General features: G+C 42.4%; 16 protein-coding genes. 8 read left to right on the top strand and 8 right to left on the bottom strand.

Annotation, left to right across the window (positions count from 1 at the left end):
* Positions 1–10 precede the first annotated feature (10 nt).
* The 4 genes from IQ13_RS05515 to IQ13_RS05500 form a co-directional block, all read right to left on the bottom strand.
* Entirely contained in the window at positions 11–2,128 is a 2,118-nt protein-coding gene (locus IQ13_RS05515; protein ID WP_144885111.1) for a hypothetical protein, read from the bottom strand.
* Between the two features lie 279 nt (positions 2,129–2,407).
* The gene (locus IQ13_RS05510) at positions 2,408–3,103 is read right to left on the bottom strand and encodes a hypothetical protein (protein WP_144885110.1); all 696 of its coding nucleotides are present in this window, start codon (positions 3,101–3,103) and stop codon (positions 2,408–2,410) included.
* A 312-nt stretch (positions 3,104–3,415) separates the two neighbouring features.
* A complete protein-coding gene (locus IQ13_RS05505; protein WP_144885109.1) occupies positions 3,416–4,099 on the bottom strand; it encodes an acyl carrier protein in 684 nt (227 codons plus the stop codon).
* Positions 4,100–4,275: 176 nt separating this feature from the next.
* Positions 4,276–5,040 (bottom strand): hypothetical protein, encoded by a 765-nt coding sequence (locus IQ13_RS05500; protein WP_144885108.1) that lies wholly within the window; start codon positions 5,038–5,040, stop codon positions 4,276–4,278.
* A gap of 336 nt (positions 5,041–5,376) precedes the next feature.
* Between IQ13_RS05500 and gloA2 the strand changes: the two genes are divergently transcribed.
* Together gloA2 and IQ13_RS05490 are read left to right on the top strand one after the other, a co-directional pair.
* A complete protein-coding gene (gene gloA2, locus IQ13_RS05495) occupies positions 5,377–5,760 on the top strand; it encodes an SMU1112c/YaeR family gloxylase I-like metalloprotein (RefSeq protein ID WP_144885107.1) in 384 nt (127 codons plus the stop codon).
* A gap of 96 nt (positions 5,761–5,856) precedes the next feature.
* Positions 5,857–6,411, top strand: a complete 555-nt coding sequence (locus tag IQ13_RS05490) for a cupin domain-containing protein (RefSeq protein ID WP_144885106.1) — start codon at positions 5,857–5,859, stop codon at positions 6,409–6,411.
* Here the strand turns inward: IQ13_RS05490 and IQ13_RS05485 are convergent.
* A complete protein-coding gene (locus IQ13_RS05485) occupies positions 6,408–7,046 on the bottom strand; it encodes a 3-keto-disaccharide hydrolase (RefSeq protein ID WP_144885105.1) in 639 nt (212 codons plus the stop codon). The two genes, IQ13_RS05490 and IQ13_RS05485, sit on opposite strands and share 4 nt — an antisense overlap.
* A 79-nt stretch (positions 7,047–7,125) precedes the next feature.
* On the opposite strand from IQ13_RS05485, the gene kdsB reads away from it, so the two are divergent.
* Positions 7,126–7,854: a 3-deoxy-manno-octulosonate cytidylyltransferase gene (gene kdsB / locus IQ13_RS05480; protein WP_144885104.1), complete on the top strand. Its 729-nt coding sequence runs from the start codon at positions 7,126–7,128 to the stop codon at positions 7,852–7,854.
* Positions 7,855–7,985: 131 nt separating this feature from the next.
* On the opposite strand, the gene nadA is transcribed toward kdsB, so the two are convergent.
* Positions 7,986–8,999, bottom strand: a complete 1,014-nt coding sequence (nadA, locus tag IQ13_RS05475) for a quinolinate synthase NadA (protein ID WP_144885103.1) — start codon at positions 8,997–8,999, stop codon at positions 7,986–7,988.
* A gap of 594 nt (positions 9,000–9,593) precedes the next feature.
* Between nadA and IQ13_RS05470 the strand changes: the two genes are divergently transcribed.
* The 3 genes from IQ13_RS05470 to IQ13_RS05460 all read left to right on the top strand — a co-directional run bounded on the left by IQ13_RS05470 (position 9,594) and on the right by IQ13_RS05460 (position 12,742).
* Positions 9,594–11,714 (top strand): peptidylprolyl isomerase, encoded by a 2,121-nt coding sequence (locus IQ13_RS05470; protein ID WP_158637324.1) that lies wholly within the window; start codon positions 9,594–9,596, stop codon positions 11,712–11,714.
* 161 nt (positions 11,715–11,875) lie between these two features.
* Positions 11,876–12,394, top strand: coding sequence for a DUF2480 family protein (locus IQ13_RS05465; protein ID WP_144885101.1), 519 nt, complete (start codon positions 11,876–11,878; stop codon positions 12,392–12,394).
* 6 nt (positions 12,395–12,400) lie between these two features.
* On the top strand, positions 12,401–12,742 hold the full coding sequence (locus tag IQ13_RS05460) for a hypothetical protein (RefSeq protein WP_144885100.1): 342 nt from the start codon (positions 12,401–12,403) through the stop codon (positions 12,740–12,742).
* Between the two features lie 4 nt (positions 12,743–12,746).
* On the opposite strand, the gene IQ13_RS05455 is transcribed toward IQ13_RS05460, so the two are convergent.
* Positions 12,747–13,262 (bottom strand): RidA family protein, encoded by a 516-nt coding sequence (locus tag IQ13_RS05455; protein WP_199758193.1) that lies wholly within the window; start codon positions 13,260–13,262, stop codon positions 12,747–12,749.
* Between the two features lie 10 nt (positions 13,263–13,272).
* The gene (gene corA, locus IQ13_RS05450) at positions 13,273–14,367 is read right to left on the bottom strand and encodes a magnesium/cobalt transporter CorA (protein WP_144885098.1); all 1,095 of its coding nucleotides are present in this window, start codon (positions 14,365–14,367) and stop codon (positions 13,273–13,275) included.
* 229 nt (positions 14,368–14,596) lie between these two features.
* Between corA and IQ13_RS05445 the strand changes: the two genes are divergently transcribed.
* Complete coding sequence (locus IQ13_RS05445) at positions 14,597–15,097, top strand: hypothetical protein (protein WP_144885097.1); 501 nt, start codon at positions 14,597–14,599, stop codon at positions 15,095–15,097.
* Between the two features lie 118 nt (positions 15,098–15,215).
* Entirely contained in the window at positions 15,216–16,349 is a 1,134-nt protein-coding gene (locus tag IQ13_RS05440; RefSeq protein WP_144885096.1) for a hypothetical protein, read from the top strand.
* Positions 16,350–16,353 lie beyond the last annotated feature (4 nt).

Below are 16,353 nucleotides of genomic sequence, written 5' to 3'. Positions count from 1 at the left end.
CTCTTGTTTTTTATTCCGCAACAAACTGAACATGGTATGTTTTTACAACGCCTTTGTAGTTGAACGTTACAACAGCCTTTCCGTCTTTTGCTGCAGCTTGTGTTACATTTACTTGTACAAGTTGGTTGTTGGCCGAGGCAGTTACTTTGGGAACGGTAGTTTCGCTTGCAGGTACTTTCACCGTTGCCTGGTAAAGATTGTACTCCGTAATACCATTGGCATTGGTTGATCGTACAGGTGTGGCAGGAATATCAATGGCTTTTCCATTCACCTTTATAGTCACAACCGGCACAACAGGTCGCACCAATTTCTTTGTCTTTGAACTGAAACCAAGTCCACTTAAATTGAACAGCACTTCTGTGCTATCGCCTTCAGCTACTAAAAAGAGTGCATGCTTTTGATCGAGCTTGTCTACATACTTCGCTACATCAATTGTGAATTGCGTTACTTCCTGTTTGGCATTGGCAGGTACAACAATTTCACCGATCTTTTTACCGTTCCAGGTAGCATTATCCCAGGGACCGTCGAGCCATACATTCACCTTGAACGATTTTGCGGTGGTGGGTGTAAGGAACAGATGAAACTTCGTTTGGTTGCCCGGCTTCGTTCCTTCAAAAGCTTTCAACCCGTTTTTGTTTTGTGCCAGTCCGCCAAAGCCAAAATATTTGTAACCGATGATGTTGCCGTTTTTTACTTTTTCAATCGGCATGTGGTTATCCCAGATATCCCATGAATCCTGCTGGAGTGATGTTGCTGACAGATAACAGGCATACCCGGCAGAATAATAGCTATAAGGATCGAGGCCATAGAAATGAAAACCCTCCGAAGTTACTTCGGCACCTTTGTATTCTTTACCCTGACTGTCTTTGGCAGTCCACAATTGATTGGTTGCATAAGGATCGTATGCTCTGATGGTAACCTTTCCACCATCAGCTACCGGTTTTTCATCAGCAACAACCGTAACCGGTGCTACCATCGGCTGGCGGGCATAACCAAAACCACGTGGCGGACGGTGATAAAAGGCATACCACTGTCCGTTGATCTCCTGTATACTGCCATGGGTATTATGGCCTGCGTTACTTGTTTGCAAAGCACTACCATCCTGGTTCAGTACCGGTGCACGGGAATCCACCAACACGCCGCCACTCTTCCACGGGCCCAACGGAGAATCAGCATAGGCATAACGCAGGGTAGAGTTCGAACTGCTCAGGCCATAATCCGGTCCGGAATAACCGCTGTACACGGTTACAAATTTGTTCCCCACTTTGCGGATCGAAGAAGCTTCAAAAAAGTTGAAGGTTCCCAAATCTTCATTGGGGAAAATAGCAGGATACACCGTACCTGCGGGTTCACGCAGCTGTCCGCCATAACGTGCACTTGCAGGCAGAAACGGTTTGATGATGCTGGTGCCGGGCCGCAGCGTGTACATCGTGTTCTGATCCAACTGTGCGGCAGACGATCCCTGGAAACCCCAGTAGCCATACGCACGGAAACCAATGGCGTAGTCCGGATCTTTCGGATCTGTGATGTATTCAACATACACAGCAGGGTCAAATCCTAAAATACTTCCCGGCACAGTTGCCTTGCCGTCGGCTGTTAAGTTGATGGGCGTAAATGGACCATCAGGACGATCACCCTTGGCTACCATCGCCTCCCGGTTGCGGCCACGGCTGTGCGGGTACAGGTAATATTCTTTTTTGCCGTTCTTGCGTTTTACTTCTACCAGGTCGGGGGCATACATCACATCCCACTGGTTATCGATCGGGTACGTAAACACAGGACCTTCATCCCGCCAGCTCGATAAATCTTCTACCGGCGCCGACCAGATGCGGATGTCGGGACCGCAATAACTGTTCACCCGCAGATCATGCGAACCGATAATATAGGCCCGGAATTTTCCCGGCCTGTCGGGATCTTCAAACACACGGGGCTCACCGTCGGGCAAATGTTCCCACAACGGGAGATAAGGATTACCTGCCCCTTTATGAATAAACTTATTAGTCGTTTTTGTTGCAGTTAATTTGTTTTGTGCGTTTACACCTGGCAGTGTACACAGTAACATGAAAATGAAAAGAAGTACCTGTTGCTGAAAACGGAACACCCTTTTGTACGATTGATTAATTACCATCTGCTTGTTATTGGTTTTCTTGTTGATTCCGGGTTAGGTACAGGATCTGTTTTGTACGAAATCCGGTTTGCTAACCTACTGTTCGTATCATCAACGCAATGGATTGATGCGTGCCTGAGAGACGAAAAGGGAATACAATTTGTGTTTTGAATATAAGTCAATTTAAGACCTGTAACAATAGACAATAATCCCGCAGGCTTGTACCAAATACAGATCCTGATAATCGCATAAAAAAACGCCTGCCGGATGGCAGGCGTTTTTTATTTCCCGGAACCTTGTTTACAATTCGGTTGCCAGTTTATCAATCAGCTTACGACCCATCTGTAGCATAGCTGCATCATACTGCTCCAGGTAAAGCTCCATTTTCTTCTTGACCGATTGATACAGTTTTGCTTTTACCGGCTCAATGCTGATAGGCATGGTTACCGTTCCTGTTTTTGCAATGCTTTGATCGGCATTCAGCACCTGGTACGACACCTGCAACGCATGTTCCTGTGGTACCAGCGTTACCGTTTCCCAGCCAAAACCATAAATACCGAAGAAAATATAATGCCCGGTATCATCCAGGTCAAATGCCGAAGGAATTTTTTCAACAGTTAATACAATCGATTGGTTGCTGAGCTTCGGTTTCAAAACTCTCGCAGCATAACTGTTCACCGTTGTGGTAAAACCATTCAGCGCCATTTGCGGGTTCAGCTTACAGGCATTAACGTAATTCCATTTCCAGTAAACAAGCAATGGCAACAGACTTGCTGATTTTCTGCGGCTCTCGGAAAGCACCGAACCCATCGATGCAACAGTCGACTGCACCGTTACCAATTCGTTTTTCTTTTTTACAGGTGCCGGTACACTGCCATAATGATTGGCCACCCATTTATCGGTTTTACGTGGACTGATGCAGGCGCTCACGAACACAAGCGCTGCAAGAACAAGAACTGTTTGACGAAGGAATCCGTTTTGTTGTTTTATTGGCATACAGGTAAAGTATTGCTGTTTGCACGCAAAGATTAACGAATAATGCTTCCAACAAAATTTGTTTGGTAAACGTGTTGATACGCAAACAGGCGTGCAGGTTTGAAAGATTGTGTCGCCTGGCATGACATACAACGTTCACAGCTTTGCAGTCGGTGGGGCAATTGTTGTACGTCGCCCCTGGTAACGAGTGGTGAACGTTGATACTAAAGATAAAATTTCATTCAAAAGCTTAATAGAATTACAGGTGTTGACCGACGCTCTGCGTCGCCACTCGCTGCCGCAAAACTGCATGTTACTTGCAGTGCTTCTCTGTCAGACAAAGGTTGCTTGTCTCGTCAACACTTCCTCTTCTAAATCTAATTCCTTGCTGAAAAACTCTTTTACTTTTCTAGCTATTTCATTTCGATTTATTGTTGAACTGTTACGCCTTGACTTCAAATAATTCTCTCTTACAAGTTTTTCTGTCAATTGTCCAACGGTTGCAAGTTTGAATTCCTTCGCAAAAAAATTATATGCCGCCCAACTAATTACTATGAAAAAAGTCAGGCCGCTTAATGCAAGTTTCCAATTAAAGAAGAACATAATAAGCGAACCTGCAACACCGCTGAATATTGTCCACCTCAACCATCCTTTTATATCTAAAATATCAACAGCCATATCTAACTCATTCTTTAGCTCTTTAATTTTTTTTCTACGATTAGGTCGAGGAAAGATTTGTTGAAGATTTGTGTCAGGCGTAATTGAGTTTTTATCTGTAGCCTGTATCGTAGCTATAGCATTGCGAATTTTGTAAAATCCTTGTTGATTCGTGCAGTCGTCTACATTGTCGCCCTGAACTCTGCTTGTGATTATGTCGCAGAGTTCACCGAAGGTTTTGACGTCTTTAAGTTCTGTGTCGCCGAACTTGAATCCAAAAGATTTTTCAATTTTTACCAAAACATCTGAGATGTCTCCTGGGTCTATATTCTTTAGTTCTATGGTAGTAGTGTCGGTCATTTAGCATTGCAAGTAACGTACAGGGCTTTCAGGTGTGGCGGCATCCATCGAACGTCCAGCCCCGAACTGCTGCCCGGTTTAGTTTATGGTTGAAGATAAGCACTACGCCGATGCTTGCAAACAACCGAAGTTTATTCCGTCGCCCAGTCATAGCAGCACACCAATGTTGGTCGATGTCATGTTTTATTTATTCTTTCAATTTCCTGAAGAAGAACGTCCAAGTCGTGCTTAAAATTCACTTGGGTTCGATTAGGAAGGACTTCTTTGGCTCTAATTGAAGTATGGAGATATGCGTCGGCAATTTTGCGGCTGGACTTGTCCAAGTTATTCATGCTGTCTCTAAAACTTTTAGTTCCGTAGCCGCCACATACTTCTGCGAAGTTTGACTTCCCAAAAACTGGCGGAATGTGGTCTATAATTGCCCGGACAATCATTGGAATTGCTAAATACATTTCGTTCGAATAGGCAATGTTCAATTCTCTGCAAAACTCACAAAGCTTTGTAAAATCCGTTAGTTGGTTTTTTATGTTTGCAAGTTCTTCAATCCTTGATGGTTCAACAAACCAGTGGTTTTGAACTAATTGCTTCTCTTGCTTTTGCTTGTGACCAAATTCATCTTCTATAAAGTGTTCGGTGACTCTTTTGCCCAACTTTTTAAGCACTTCTTCAGAAATCCAGTGATCGCCCGGTATAAAACTTTTTGACAGCAAGTTATTTGTTCGACAGATTTCTAAAAGCTGGTCTGCAGTCTCTATTTCATTACGTTCAAACTGAAAAATTTGAATATCCATTAATTCATTGAATGAATACCTATTTCCCTTTACAAAAATTGTTTCTTTTCCCTGCTCATATGCATTAAGAACTTTGTCAAGTTCAGTTCCATTGATAAGGAGAATGTTGTATTTGCCCCACTTTGTGCCAATCAAAATGTTATATCGCATTAAGTATATGATTTCGCCCAACGTTCACAGCTTTGCGGTCGGCGGGGCAATTCTTTTACGTCGCCCCTGGCGACGGGTAATGAACGGTGATACTAAAGATAAAATTTTATTCAAAAGCTTAATGGATGAATGTCAGCTGGTACCAATAGCCCAGTAGCATTTCAGGTGATGACCGACGCTTTGCGTCGCCCCCCGCTGCAGCAAAACTGCATGGTGTATGCATGTCTTGTCAAAACTCAATCTTAATTTACGGGTTGCTGTCTACACCAACCGCTAAGAAAAAATGATAAACACGCTACACTTTCTTCCTCGCATCTTTGCAATCAAACAAGCACCATGCTCAACGCTGTTCATCATATCGCTATCATCTGTTCCAACTACGAACAATCAAAACAATTTTATACCGAAGTACTGGGGCTCACCATCATCCGGGAAGTATATCGTGCCGAACGGCAATCGTACAAACTCGATCTGGCAGTAAATGGTCAGTATATCATAGAACTGTTTTCCTTTCCTTCACCACCGGCAAGGCCATCCCGGCCCGAAGCCTGTGGACTGCGTCACCTCGCCTTTGCAGTAACAGATCTTGCAGCTGCAAGTACACAACTGCAGCAACACAACATTGTAACCGAACCCATCCGCACCGATGAATTTACCGGCAAGCGCTTTACCTTCTTTGCCGACCCCGATGGTTTACCCATTGAGTTGTACGAAGCATAAACTGCTTGCAATTCATACAGCTTTTGTTGCAACACATCGCTTTCGGCTGGCAGCATTTATGGATGCATACTAGTTTCGTTGCATAAACATACTGTTATGCATAGCAGCTTTTCACACAGCATCGAAAATGCACTTGGCGAACAGATTATTTTTCATGCCGTTGTTCCGCACCCCGATGGTGAAAAATTACTTGCCGAAAATTTTGTAGCACCCAATATTGGGCCTGCCATGCACACACACTGGCTGCAGGACGAAGTGTTTACAGTGGTAAACGGTAACCTCGGTTATGAAATAAAAGGCGAAGGAAAAAAATTTGCCGGCCCCGGTGATACCGTCTTTTTTAAACGGGGTGTTCCCCACCGTTTCTGGAATGCAGGTACCGATAGGCTGCATTGCAAGGGCTATGTACAACCGGCTTACAATACCGTCTTCTTCTTATCGGCATTGTTTGCTGCACAACAAAAAAGCGGTGCTGCAAAGCCCGCCTTGTTTGAAATTGCTTATTTAGCCACCCGTTATAAATCGGAGTTTGATATTACCGAAATGCCTCGCTTTGTAAAAACGGTGGTATTACCTGCAGTATATATAACAGGTAAATTATTGGGTAAGTACAAACAGTTCAACAATGCACCTGCTGCAGTTAAAGCTTAATCGAGCAGGCGCAGTTTAATGTTTTTATACAACACTTTACTTTTCGGATCATGCCCCTGCAAGGCAATGGTACCACTGCTCAGTAAGCGTCCTTCCATTCCTTTGGGGCGTTCGGGATGTTCGGGTTCTGTATAATCAACCACTTGTTGCTTGTTTACAAAAACGGTTACATGTTTTTCTTTTACAACAATGTGCATGGTAAACCATTCATTGTCTTTGGCGGGAGCTTCTTTTACATCTTGCACAGCGTATAAGCCGGCAGTGCGTCGCCAATCGGTATGCGAATTATTCACCTGTACTTCGTAACCTTTTTGCGGCCATCCACTTTCCTGGTATTGGGTGTGAAAATAAACACCGGAATTCGAGCCGGGCATCGTCATGATATCGAGCTGTAGCTCGAAATTTTTAAAATCATGGGCACCTGCATCACCATCGTAAAACAGGTGTGCTACTTTTCCATTCACTGCAATTGCTCCGTTTTCTATTGTAAACGTTTCAGCATTGGCACCAACTTTCCAGCCGTTAAGCGTTTTGCCATCAAACAAAGAAATCCACTTTTTTTTCTTCATGGGCGCTGCGGCCGATAGGAATACAACTAAAATAAAAAAGGTACAAATGCGGGTTAAAGCATGCATAGAATTCGTTTAAGAAAAACAAATGTATCATTTCATTTCAGTAATGCGGCATTGTTTAAAGTTCGTTTACATTTGTTACATGCGAATTATTGCTGTTATACCTGCCCGTTATGCGGCCACCCGTTTTCCTGCTAAGCTCATGCAGTTACTCCATGATAAAACCATTATCAGAACCACGTATGAAAATACAGTAGCCACCGGTTTGTTCAGTAAGGTATTGGTTGCAACCGACAGCCCCGTTATTTATGATGAAATAGTAAACAATGGCGGCAATGCAGTAATGAGTACAAAAGAACACGAAAGCGGCAGCGACCGTATTGCTGAAGCAGTTGCAGATATTGATGCAGATATTGTGATGAATGTGCAGGGCGATGAACCCTTTGTACAAAAACAATCACTTGAAAAATTATGTGCGTTATTCAGTGATCCTTCGGTTGATGTAGGTTCGTTGATGCACATCATTACTGATGAAGAACAGGTAAACGATCCTAACTGTGTAAAAGTGGTGGTGAATAAACAAATGGATGCATTGTATTTCAGCCGCAGTACCATTCCGTTTAAGCGGGATAGTACTGCTCCGGTACCTTATTACAAACACATTGGTATTTATGGGTACCGCAAAGAAGCCTTGTTATCGTTTATTCAGTTACCTGTTTCTTTATTGGAGCAGGCCGAAAAACTGGAGCAGTTACGTTTACTGGAAAATGGTTACCGCATACGAATGGCAATAACAGAACCTGTTGGCGTTTCGATAGATACAGCAGCCGATCTGGAAAAAGCACGGGCTTTGGTACGTAAAAACCGCTAATCTTTTAAAAAAAAGACGCAAAATCTTTTACATTCTCAAAATCGTGTCTATCTTACACTCGGTTTTTCATAGGATATTGGATTTTAAAACGGGGCAGGATTTCTATCTGGCCCCTTTTTTATTTTTATCCTTTATATCAGTCCAAATTGTGCACTCAACTCCAGCATACGGTCAATGGGCTTTTTCGCTGCCAGCCGTAATTCTTCATCCATGGTAATTTCAGGCACCTCGTATTCCATGCACAGGTAAATTTTTTCCAGCGTATTGCGTTTCATGTGCGGACAATCATTGCAGGCACAGCTGTTATTGGGCGGTGCAGGAATAAATGTTTTCTGCGGATTACTCTTCATCATCTGGTGCAGAATACCGGTTTCTGTAGCCACAATGTATTCGGTAGCGGCATCTTTCTCGGTATACTTCAACAGCTGGGTGGTACTGCCAATATAATCTGCCAGTCGTAAAACCGGTTCTTCACATTCGGGATGGGCAATGATTTTAGCGTTCGGATGACGCAACTTCAGCTTACTGATCTTTTCCACACTGAAAATTTCATGCACCATACAGGCACCATCCCACAGCACCATGTTGCGGCCGGTTGCTTTGTTGATGTAAGCTCCCAGGTTTTTATCGGGCGCAAAAATGATCTTCTGCTCTTTGGGCAGGCTTTCCACAATTTGTTGTGCATTACTGCTGGTGCAAATGATATCGCTGAGGGCTTTAATACCCGCACTGCAGTTGATGTAGGAAATAACCAGGTGATCGGGATGCTGGGCTTTGAATTGTGCAAACAGGGGCGGCGGACAACTGTCGCTCAAGGAACAACCGGCTTTCAGATCGGGTATCACCACTTTTTTAGTAGGGTTGAGGATCTTCGCTGTTTCGGCCATGAAATGCACACCGGCAAACACTATCAGATCGGCCTGGGTTTGTTGTGCTTTTTGTGCCAGCCCTAAACTGTCGCCAATGTAGTCGGCTACGTCCTGTATATCGGGTTCCTGGTAGTAGTGCGCCAGGATGATTGCATTTTTTTCTTTCTTCAACCGTTCAATTTCTGCAAACAGATCCATTTCAGGGTCAAGCTCAATGTCCAGAAAGCCATTTTTTTCTACATTCAATTTCGGATCCGTTACAAGCGTTGTACTCATGATGCAAACTTTAATTTCGATTCAAAGCTACTTCAAAAAAACTTGTGCATTTACCCTAGTATATCTTACTAATTATCTTTTTTATTAAATAATCTATTAGTATTATGACTGTGAATTCGTGGATATCTGTGAACAGGAATTTTTTGTTTTTACTGATGCTTATCGGTTATACACAGTTATTACCAACTCATTCACATTAGCAAATACAATACAGACAAGGCTTTTTGTTGTTTATACACAATGGGGGATTATAAATTGTTTGTACAACTACAGTAGTAGTTACTTCAAAAAATGCTGTGATCGAAATGAGGATAACTGTGGGGTTGTGAACGTTACTTCGGGCAGGTTGGCTGCCGGTATAATCTGCTCACTTTTCATTAACGGTTTTATCCCCGTTTTCAACAGCAGGAAATCCACAGGAAAACGGGTTTATCAACACAGGGTTGTGCATTTAGTTTCGGGGAAATGAAAAGATCGGGCTGCCAAATTCTAAAACCTTTGTCCTGTGCTGTTTACGGGAGTTTTCCACAATTTGTTCAAACATCTTTTTCCCCTATTTTTGCCGCTCACTTTTATAACGTACAATATATTATTATGTCCATTATTCAGCAGATTCGTGAAAAGTATGCAGCTGTGAGTATTGCTGTGATTGCTTTGAGCCTTATTGGATTTATTTTGACAGATTATTTTGCCGGCCGTGGCCGTGGCGGCAGTTCGCAGGGCACATCAATTGGTTCTGTAAACGGAAAGAACATTGATGTGAACACATTTAGCCAGCGTTTATCAGAAATGGAGAATGGTTACCGTTCGCAGGGTATGGACATTAATGATGAAATGCGTCAGCAATTGAACGAAATGTTGTGGAATAATGAAGTAGAAGAAATTATTCTTACCGTAGAATACGAAAAGTTAGGCTTGGTATTCAGTTCAGCTGATCTGGATGATGCATTGTACGGATCTAATCCTCCACCTGCGCTTGCACAACAGTTTAAAGATGCAAACGGTAATTATGATGTAGCTGCTGCACGCCAGTTTATCAACTCTTTAAAGAAGAAAAAGGCAAACGATCCGCAGCGTGTATATGTTGAGCGTAATATCATCGATTATATTATTCAGAACGGTTTACGTATGAAGTATGCTGCTTTGGTATCTGGTGCAGTGTTTTATCCAAAATGGTTAAGCGATAAAGAATTGAACGACCAAAGCAGTATTGCGTCGATCAGTTATGTAGCTGTTCCTTACACAACTATCAGCGACAGTGCGGTAAAAGTGAGCGATGAGGATATTAATGCCTATGTACGTAAACATAAAAATGAATTTAAACAAACAGAAAGCCGCAACATTGCTTACGTTGTTTTTGATGCTGCTCCGAACAAAGCAGATAGTACTGCCGCTTTAAATGAGGTAGTGAAAGTGAAAGATGCGTTTGCAACTGCTACGGATGCAGCACAGTTTATTATTGCCAATAGTTCTGCAACACCTTACTATGATGGTTATGTGTTGAAATCAACCATGCAAGTTCCGAATGCTGATTCAATCCGCAACTTACCTGTTGGTGGCGTATTCGGTCCTTATATAGATGGTGGTAACTACGTGTTGGCAAAAATGATTGCTAAGCGTGAAATGCCCGATTCTGTAAAGTGCCGTCACATCTTAATTGGTACAGTCGATCCACAATCAGGTACTGTTTTAATGACTGATAGTGCTGCAAAAGTAAAAGCCGACAGTATTGCGAAAGCAATTGCCGGTGGTGCAGACTTTGCTGCAATGGTTACGAAATATTCTACCGATCAAGGTTCGAAAGAGAAAGCTGGTGAGTACGAATTCACATCTCAACAGTTTGGAAGTCTTGCAAAGGAGTTTGCTGAATTTATTTTTTACAACAGCAAAGGCAGTAAGCAGGTAGTGAAAACAAATTTCGGTTACCACTACATTGAAATTCTTGATCAAAAGAAAATTGAACCGGCTTATAAAGTTGCTTATTTCTCACGTACAGTTGAGCCAAGTGATGAAACCATCAACAGCGCAAGTACAGCTGCTGCACAGTTTGCTGCAGAAGCACGTAATGCAAGCCAGTTCGATGCTGCAGTAACAAAGAATAAGCTTGTACCACGTGTAGCTGAAGTGCGTCCTACCGATTATTCAATTATTGGTTTGGGTGGTGCACGCAATTTTGTACGTTGGATTTATGAGAATGGCAAAGGTGATGTTTCTGAACCTACAACCTTAGGCGATAAAGTTGTCGTTGCTTTAATTACCGAAGAGCGTGAAGAAGGTTTGCCCGATGCGAAAACCGTTCGTGTACAGGTTGAAAGCATTATCCGCAATCAGAAGAAAGCAGCTGAAATTATTTCGAAAATCGGTAACAACAGAGATTTAAACCAGGTAGCTGCTTCATATAAAACAAATGTGCTCCGTGCAGATAGTATTTCTTTCTACTCTCCGTTCATCGCAGGTGTAGGTATGGAACCAAAATTAACAGGTGCAGCATTTAACCCGGCTAACAAAGGAAAAGTAGGCGAACCCGTTGCCGGCAATTCTGCAGTATTCCTGTTCCGTACAGAAAATGTTGGTTTATTACCTGCAGGCAATGCAGCTTATACCGATCGTCGTGCGCAAATGGAAGGCGGTATGAAACAAAGTGCCGCAAATGCTTCGTTGCAGGCATTACGCAGTGCAGCCACTGTTAAAGACAGAAGAATTAAGTTTTATTAATCGAAACTTTAAGAAATAGCGAATGGGCATAACGAGAGTTATGCCCATTTTTATTAACAGTAGTTTTACGATGGAATGAATGAAAAACTACGATACTATTCTTTCGTAAAAAAGGAAATGGCATATTTGAAGTAATTTTACTATCCTAATCTTTTTTAATTATGAGTGAAGTGATAGTAAACCGTGTTGCAGAAAGTTCTTTACAAACCATTGATCTTGAAAGCATGATGCCTGTTGAAGAGCCGGTTCTCTTCGATTTAAAGGACTATCTTTTTATGGGTCTCATTGTTAAAGAAAAAGAGTTTCGTGCTTCTCTGCAGCAAACAGATCTTTCGGCGTATGTGGATAAAACGGTGTTGGTAACCTGTAGTACAGATGCCATTGTTCCAATGTGGGCGTATATGCTGGTAGCGGCTTTATTACAACCTGTGGCAGCAGAAGTATTTCTTGGCTCAAAGGAAGAATGGAAAAAGCAGAAGTTAATGCAGGCGATAGCAGCACTTAGTGTAGAAGCATATACCAATCAACGTGTAGTTGTAAAAGGATGTGGCGATGAGCCAATTCCGGAGTCGGCCTATATGGAAATCACCAAACGCTTACGACCTATAGCAAAAAGCATCATGTACGGCGAACCATGCAGCACCGTTCCTATTTATAAACAACCAAAATCAACGGCTTAAAACTAAGTGGCATTTAACGACTTTCGTAACTACCATCCCTATCGGCTCACTCCCAGGCAACGGAAATTTCTGAAACATTGGGAAAAACGTAGGACCATTCCCAAATGGAAGTATATTCTCTTCCATGGGGTTTTGCGGGAAGGTTTAGTTTGTATGCTGGTGATTAAGCTCCTGCAATTTGTTTTCGACCCACAAGCATTTATTGGTTTTTATGTCAACCCCATGGGTGTTTTGTTCATGCTGCTTGAAGTATGTTTTTGGTTAGGCGGTGGCGGTATCATCGGCTGGTTTAAACACCGCAGCTTTGAAACAGAATATGAAATGCTCAAGAGTATGGAGCATTTCTAAAAGCTTATTCTACTTCTACAACCAATTCAATTTCTACTGCAATATTCGATGGTAAAGCAACCATACCCATGGCAGCACGGGCATGCTTTCCACGCTCACCAAAAATAGCTACCAGCAAATCGCTGCAACCATTAATTACTTTCGGTTGATCAGTAAAATCGGGCAAACAGTTTACATAGCCGTTCACTTTTACAATCCGTTTTACTTTACTCAAGTCGCCACCCAATGCATCTTTCAAGGTCGCAATTAAACTGAGGGCAGTAATTTTTGCAGCTTCGTAGCCTTGCTCAATCGTTAAGTCTTTACCCACCTTACCGGTTATGTTTGTTCCATCAGCTTTTGATGGACCGTGCCCCGCCAGAAACAGGAGATTACCTGTGCGCACATACTTTACATAATTAGCAATTGGCTTACTGACGGGTGGTAATTGTAACCCCAGTTCTTTAATTTTCTGTTCTTCGTTTTGTGCAGCAGCTGTGAATGAGCTAAGCAGCAACAGGAATGCAAGCAGTTGTTTCATATGCATAAATTTAAAACCATCCTCTTTTACGAAAGATATACAGCATCACAATCGGAATGAGAATCATCATTCCGCAGGCGAGATAAAAGCCGAACTGGTGATGTGCATAGGGAATAATGTCAAAGTTCATCCCGAACATGCCACCGATGACGGTTGCCGGCGCCAGTAAACAGGTTACAATCGCCATTACTTTCATTACTTCGTTCATCTTCAGATTCACATTGCTCAAATACAGATCGTGTAAGTTCATCATCATATCACGATAGTTTTCTGCAAGATCTGCCGCCTGTACAATGTGGTCGTACACATCTTTAAAATACTTGGTGGTGCGTTCATTGAGTAATGCGCTTTCGCTGCGCAGAATACCATTAACCATATCTCTAACGGGCGTGATGTTGCGTTTCAACACAATCATTTCTTTACGCAGCTGGTTAATTTTTGCAAGCGAACGGTTATTGGGACTGCGGATGATATCTTCTTCCAGTACTTCAATCTTATCACTCAGCTTTTCCATTACAACAAAGTAGTTATCTACAATCAAATCAATCAGGGCATAAAACAAATAATCGGTACCGCTTTGCCGTAGTTTATTGTTGCGGAAATGTATTTTATCACGCAGCGGATTAAACACATCTCTCGATGCATCTTCCTGGAAACTGAGCACAAACTGTTTACCCAATACAATCGAGATCTGTTCCGTTTCTACAGCAGAATCTTTTTCATTAAAGTAAAGCATGTTCAACAGGCAAAAGATTACGCCATCAATTTCATCCACCTTTGGCCGCTGTCCAATACTCATAATATCTTCCATTACCAATGGATGCACATTAAAGTGGTTGCAGATCTCTTCAATATCCTTGCGGCGTATACCATCCACATTAATCCAGGTTACACTGGCAGTATGCTTGTATCGGAATGCATCTTTTACCTCGCTTAATTTTTCTTCATAGAGGTTTTCATGATCATAATCGTATACATAGAGGTTTATCTGTTCGGGTTCTACACGGTGGGGGATAACGGTTGGGTTAACGTGCAGGATGCGTTTGGTACGCAGCAGGTTAAAAGGGTTTAAAACAATGTCTAAATAGGAGCTCCGTTTACCCATAAGGAAAAATTTAAACGAATTTAAATATTCAGTTCGCAACATCAGCAGTCTTCAGTAGCTTTAAGACAGGAAATGTGCCTTACCCTCGGCACGGGCATGTGAACATTTAAAACATTAAACCAGCGTACACATGAAATGAGTCATGATAAAATATTCATTTTATCAGAAACGGAGATGAATATTTTATTATGACGAATACCATGTGGCCAAATAAAATATAAATCAACACATGAAACAGTATTTACTCCTGTTTGTAACGATTGCTGCAGTAATTGCCTGCAATAATGATGCTTCCAAAGAAAAAGAAAGCGATTTAACCAAAGAGGTGAACCAGCCACAGCAGTGGTTTGCAACGGACACGGTAGTGATATGGGATTGCAGTGCAGAAGATGAAACCATGAAACGCATTTATGCCCCTATTGACTCTGTTACCGTACCACAGGCGATCATTAATGGTGTTAATAAAACATATGCCGAGGTGAAGCTTGAGTTCGATCATATATCCGGCGACACCCTGTTTGTAAAAATACCTTCTGCCGAATGGTTAACCGAACGTGCCGGTAACTCCGGTGCAGAGCAGTATCTTTCGTTTGCTGCCTTAAACCTGCTGGAAGCAAAGGCGGTAAACTATGTGCATTTTGATTTTGTTGCAGGAGTACACGCCCGCCCTACAACCTGGAGCGATAAAGATTTCAGCGACTGGAAAAAAGATCCATCATCTGTACAATAAAATAGCTGTAGTTGTGGTTTAAGCATTGCCGGATTTGTTGTCCGGTTTGTTAAATCATGTTTTACGGGCAACGAAAACAGTTGCCTCCAAGTCTATGCAATAACCAACCACCCGATTTATGAAGAAACTTTTACCCATTTTTCTACTTGTAACTACACTTTATTCTTGCCGCACTAACCGCATCCCCAACGAGGAAAAGGATTTACTATCACTCATCAATCGGCTTAATAAAAAAGGCAGCGACGATAAGTTGATGGCCGAAATTCAAAACGTTTATAACAGCGGTTATATTAAAGCCAAACAACGACTCGATAATTACCAATACGATCCCGTTCCTGCAAAGTGGGACCGGCTTATTGCTGAGCTGGAAGGCATACAACGGATGTATGATATTGTTAACCGCAATGCATATGCTATCCGCATGGTGAAGCCGGTGAATGTGTATCCACGCCTGATGGCTACCAAAGATTCTGCAGCAAACGACTTTTATTATTACGCATCCGACCAGTTATTGTTGAATACAAGGGCGGGCAACAGAGAAGCGTATTATGCATTTGATAAAGCAATGCAATACGTATCCAACTACCGTGATGCTGCAGTAAAAATGAAAGAGGCGTTTGATAAAAGTATTGTACAGGTGTTGGTCAATAATTTTGAATACGATGTACTGGGCCTGGGCAGTTTTGGATGGAATTCATTGAACGGAAGAGATCGCCAGTATCACAGCAATATGATTCGTGATTTGGGTGGACAGGGTTCCAACAGCATTCCTGCACGCTTTTATGATCAATACGAATTAAGAAGAAACGGAAAGTCGCCCGACTTTGTAGTGGATTTAATCTGGCGCAATGTTCGGTTTGATCAGAATCCAGACCGTAACAGAACTTATAACCGAAGCAAGCAAATTGAAACAGGAAAGGATACGGCCAATAAACCGATCTACACTACTGTTGTGGCAACCGTGTATGTAACCGAGCGTGAGTTGAATGCAACCGGCGATCTTAATCTCATCATCACTAATACCGATACACGTGAACAGGTTCTGTGGGATCGTATTCCGTCAAACTATCGGTACACGTACGAGTTTGCAAGATATACCGGCGATAAGCGGGCACTGGATAATAATGATTTGACGTTGATCAACCGCAGCAATAACCAGCCACTGCCTTCACGTGATGATGCAATGGGAGAAATGATCCGTCGGATCTATGATCAAACAGTCAACAGAATCAGGAATACTGTAAGCTGGTAAAGTA

Origin of the sequence: Lacibacter cauensis, from assembly GCF_007830055.1 — a bacterium.
GTDB lineage: Bacteria > Bacteroidota > Bacteroidia > Chitinophagales > Chitinophagaceae > Lacibacter > Lacibacter cauensis.
Note: the sequence above shows the minus strand (reverse complement) of the source record. Positions and strands in the feature narration are given on the sequence as shown.

Bases quoted from the DNA above. Each gene is read 5' to 3' on its own strand.
- IQ13_RS05515 (WP_144885111.1), bottom strand. From the start codon at position 2,128: ATGGTAATTAATCAATCGTACAAAAGGGTGTTCCGTTTTCAGCAACAG.
- IQ13_RS05510 (WP_144885110.1), bottom strand. From the start codon at position 3,103: ATGCCAATAAAACAACAAAACGGATTCCTTCGTCAAACAGTTCTTGTT.
- IQ13_RS05505 (WP_144885109.1), bottom strand. From the start codon at position 4,099: ATGACCGACACTACTACCATAGAACTAAAGAATATAGACCCAGGAGAC.
- IQ13_RS05500 (WP_144885108.1), bottom strand. From the start codon at position 5,040: ATGCGATATAACATTTTGATTGGCACAAAGTGGGGCAAATACAACATT.
- gloA2 (WP_144885107.1), top strand. From the start codon at position 5,377: ATGCTCAACGCTGTTCATCATATCGCTATCATCTGTTCCAACTACGAA.
- IQ13_RS05490 (WP_144885106.1), top strand. From the start codon at position 5,857: ATGCATAGCAGCTTTTCACACAGCATCGAAAATGCACTTGGCGAACAG.
- IQ13_RS05485 (WP_144885105.1), bottom strand. From the start codon at position 7,046: ATGCATGCTTTAACCCGCATTTGTACCTTTTTTATTTTAGTTGTATTC.
- kdsB (WP_144885104.1), top strand. From the start codon at position 7,126: ATGCGAATTATTGCTGTTATACCTGCCCGTTATGCGGCCACCCGTTTT.
- nadA (WP_144885103.1), bottom strand. From the start codon at position 8,999: ATGAGTACAACGCTTGTAACGGATCCGAAATTGAATGTAGAAAAAAAT.
- IQ13_RS05470 (WP_158637324.1), top strand. From the start codon at position 9,594: ATGTCCATTATTCAGCAGATTCGTGAAAAGTATGCAGCTGTGAGTATT.
- IQ13_RS05465 (WP_144885101.1), top strand. From the start codon at position 11,876: ATGAGTGAAGTGATAGTAAACCGTGTTGCAGAAAGTTCTTTACAAACC.
- IQ13_RS05455 (WP_199758193.1), bottom strand. From the start codon at position 13,262: ATGAAACAACTGCTTGCATTCCTGTTGCTGCTTAGCTCATTCACAGCT.
- corA (WP_144885098.1), bottom strand. From the start codon at position 14,367: ATGGGTAAACGGAGCTCCTATTTAGACATTGTTTTAAACCCTTTTAAC.
- IQ13_RS05445 (WP_144885097.1), top strand. From the start codon at position 14,597: ATGAAACAGTATTTACTCCTGTTTGTAACGATTGCTGCAGTAATTGCC.
- IQ13_RS05440 (WP_144885096.1), top strand. From the start codon at position 15,216: ATGAAGAAACTTTTACCCATTTTTCTACTTGTAACTACACTTTATTCT.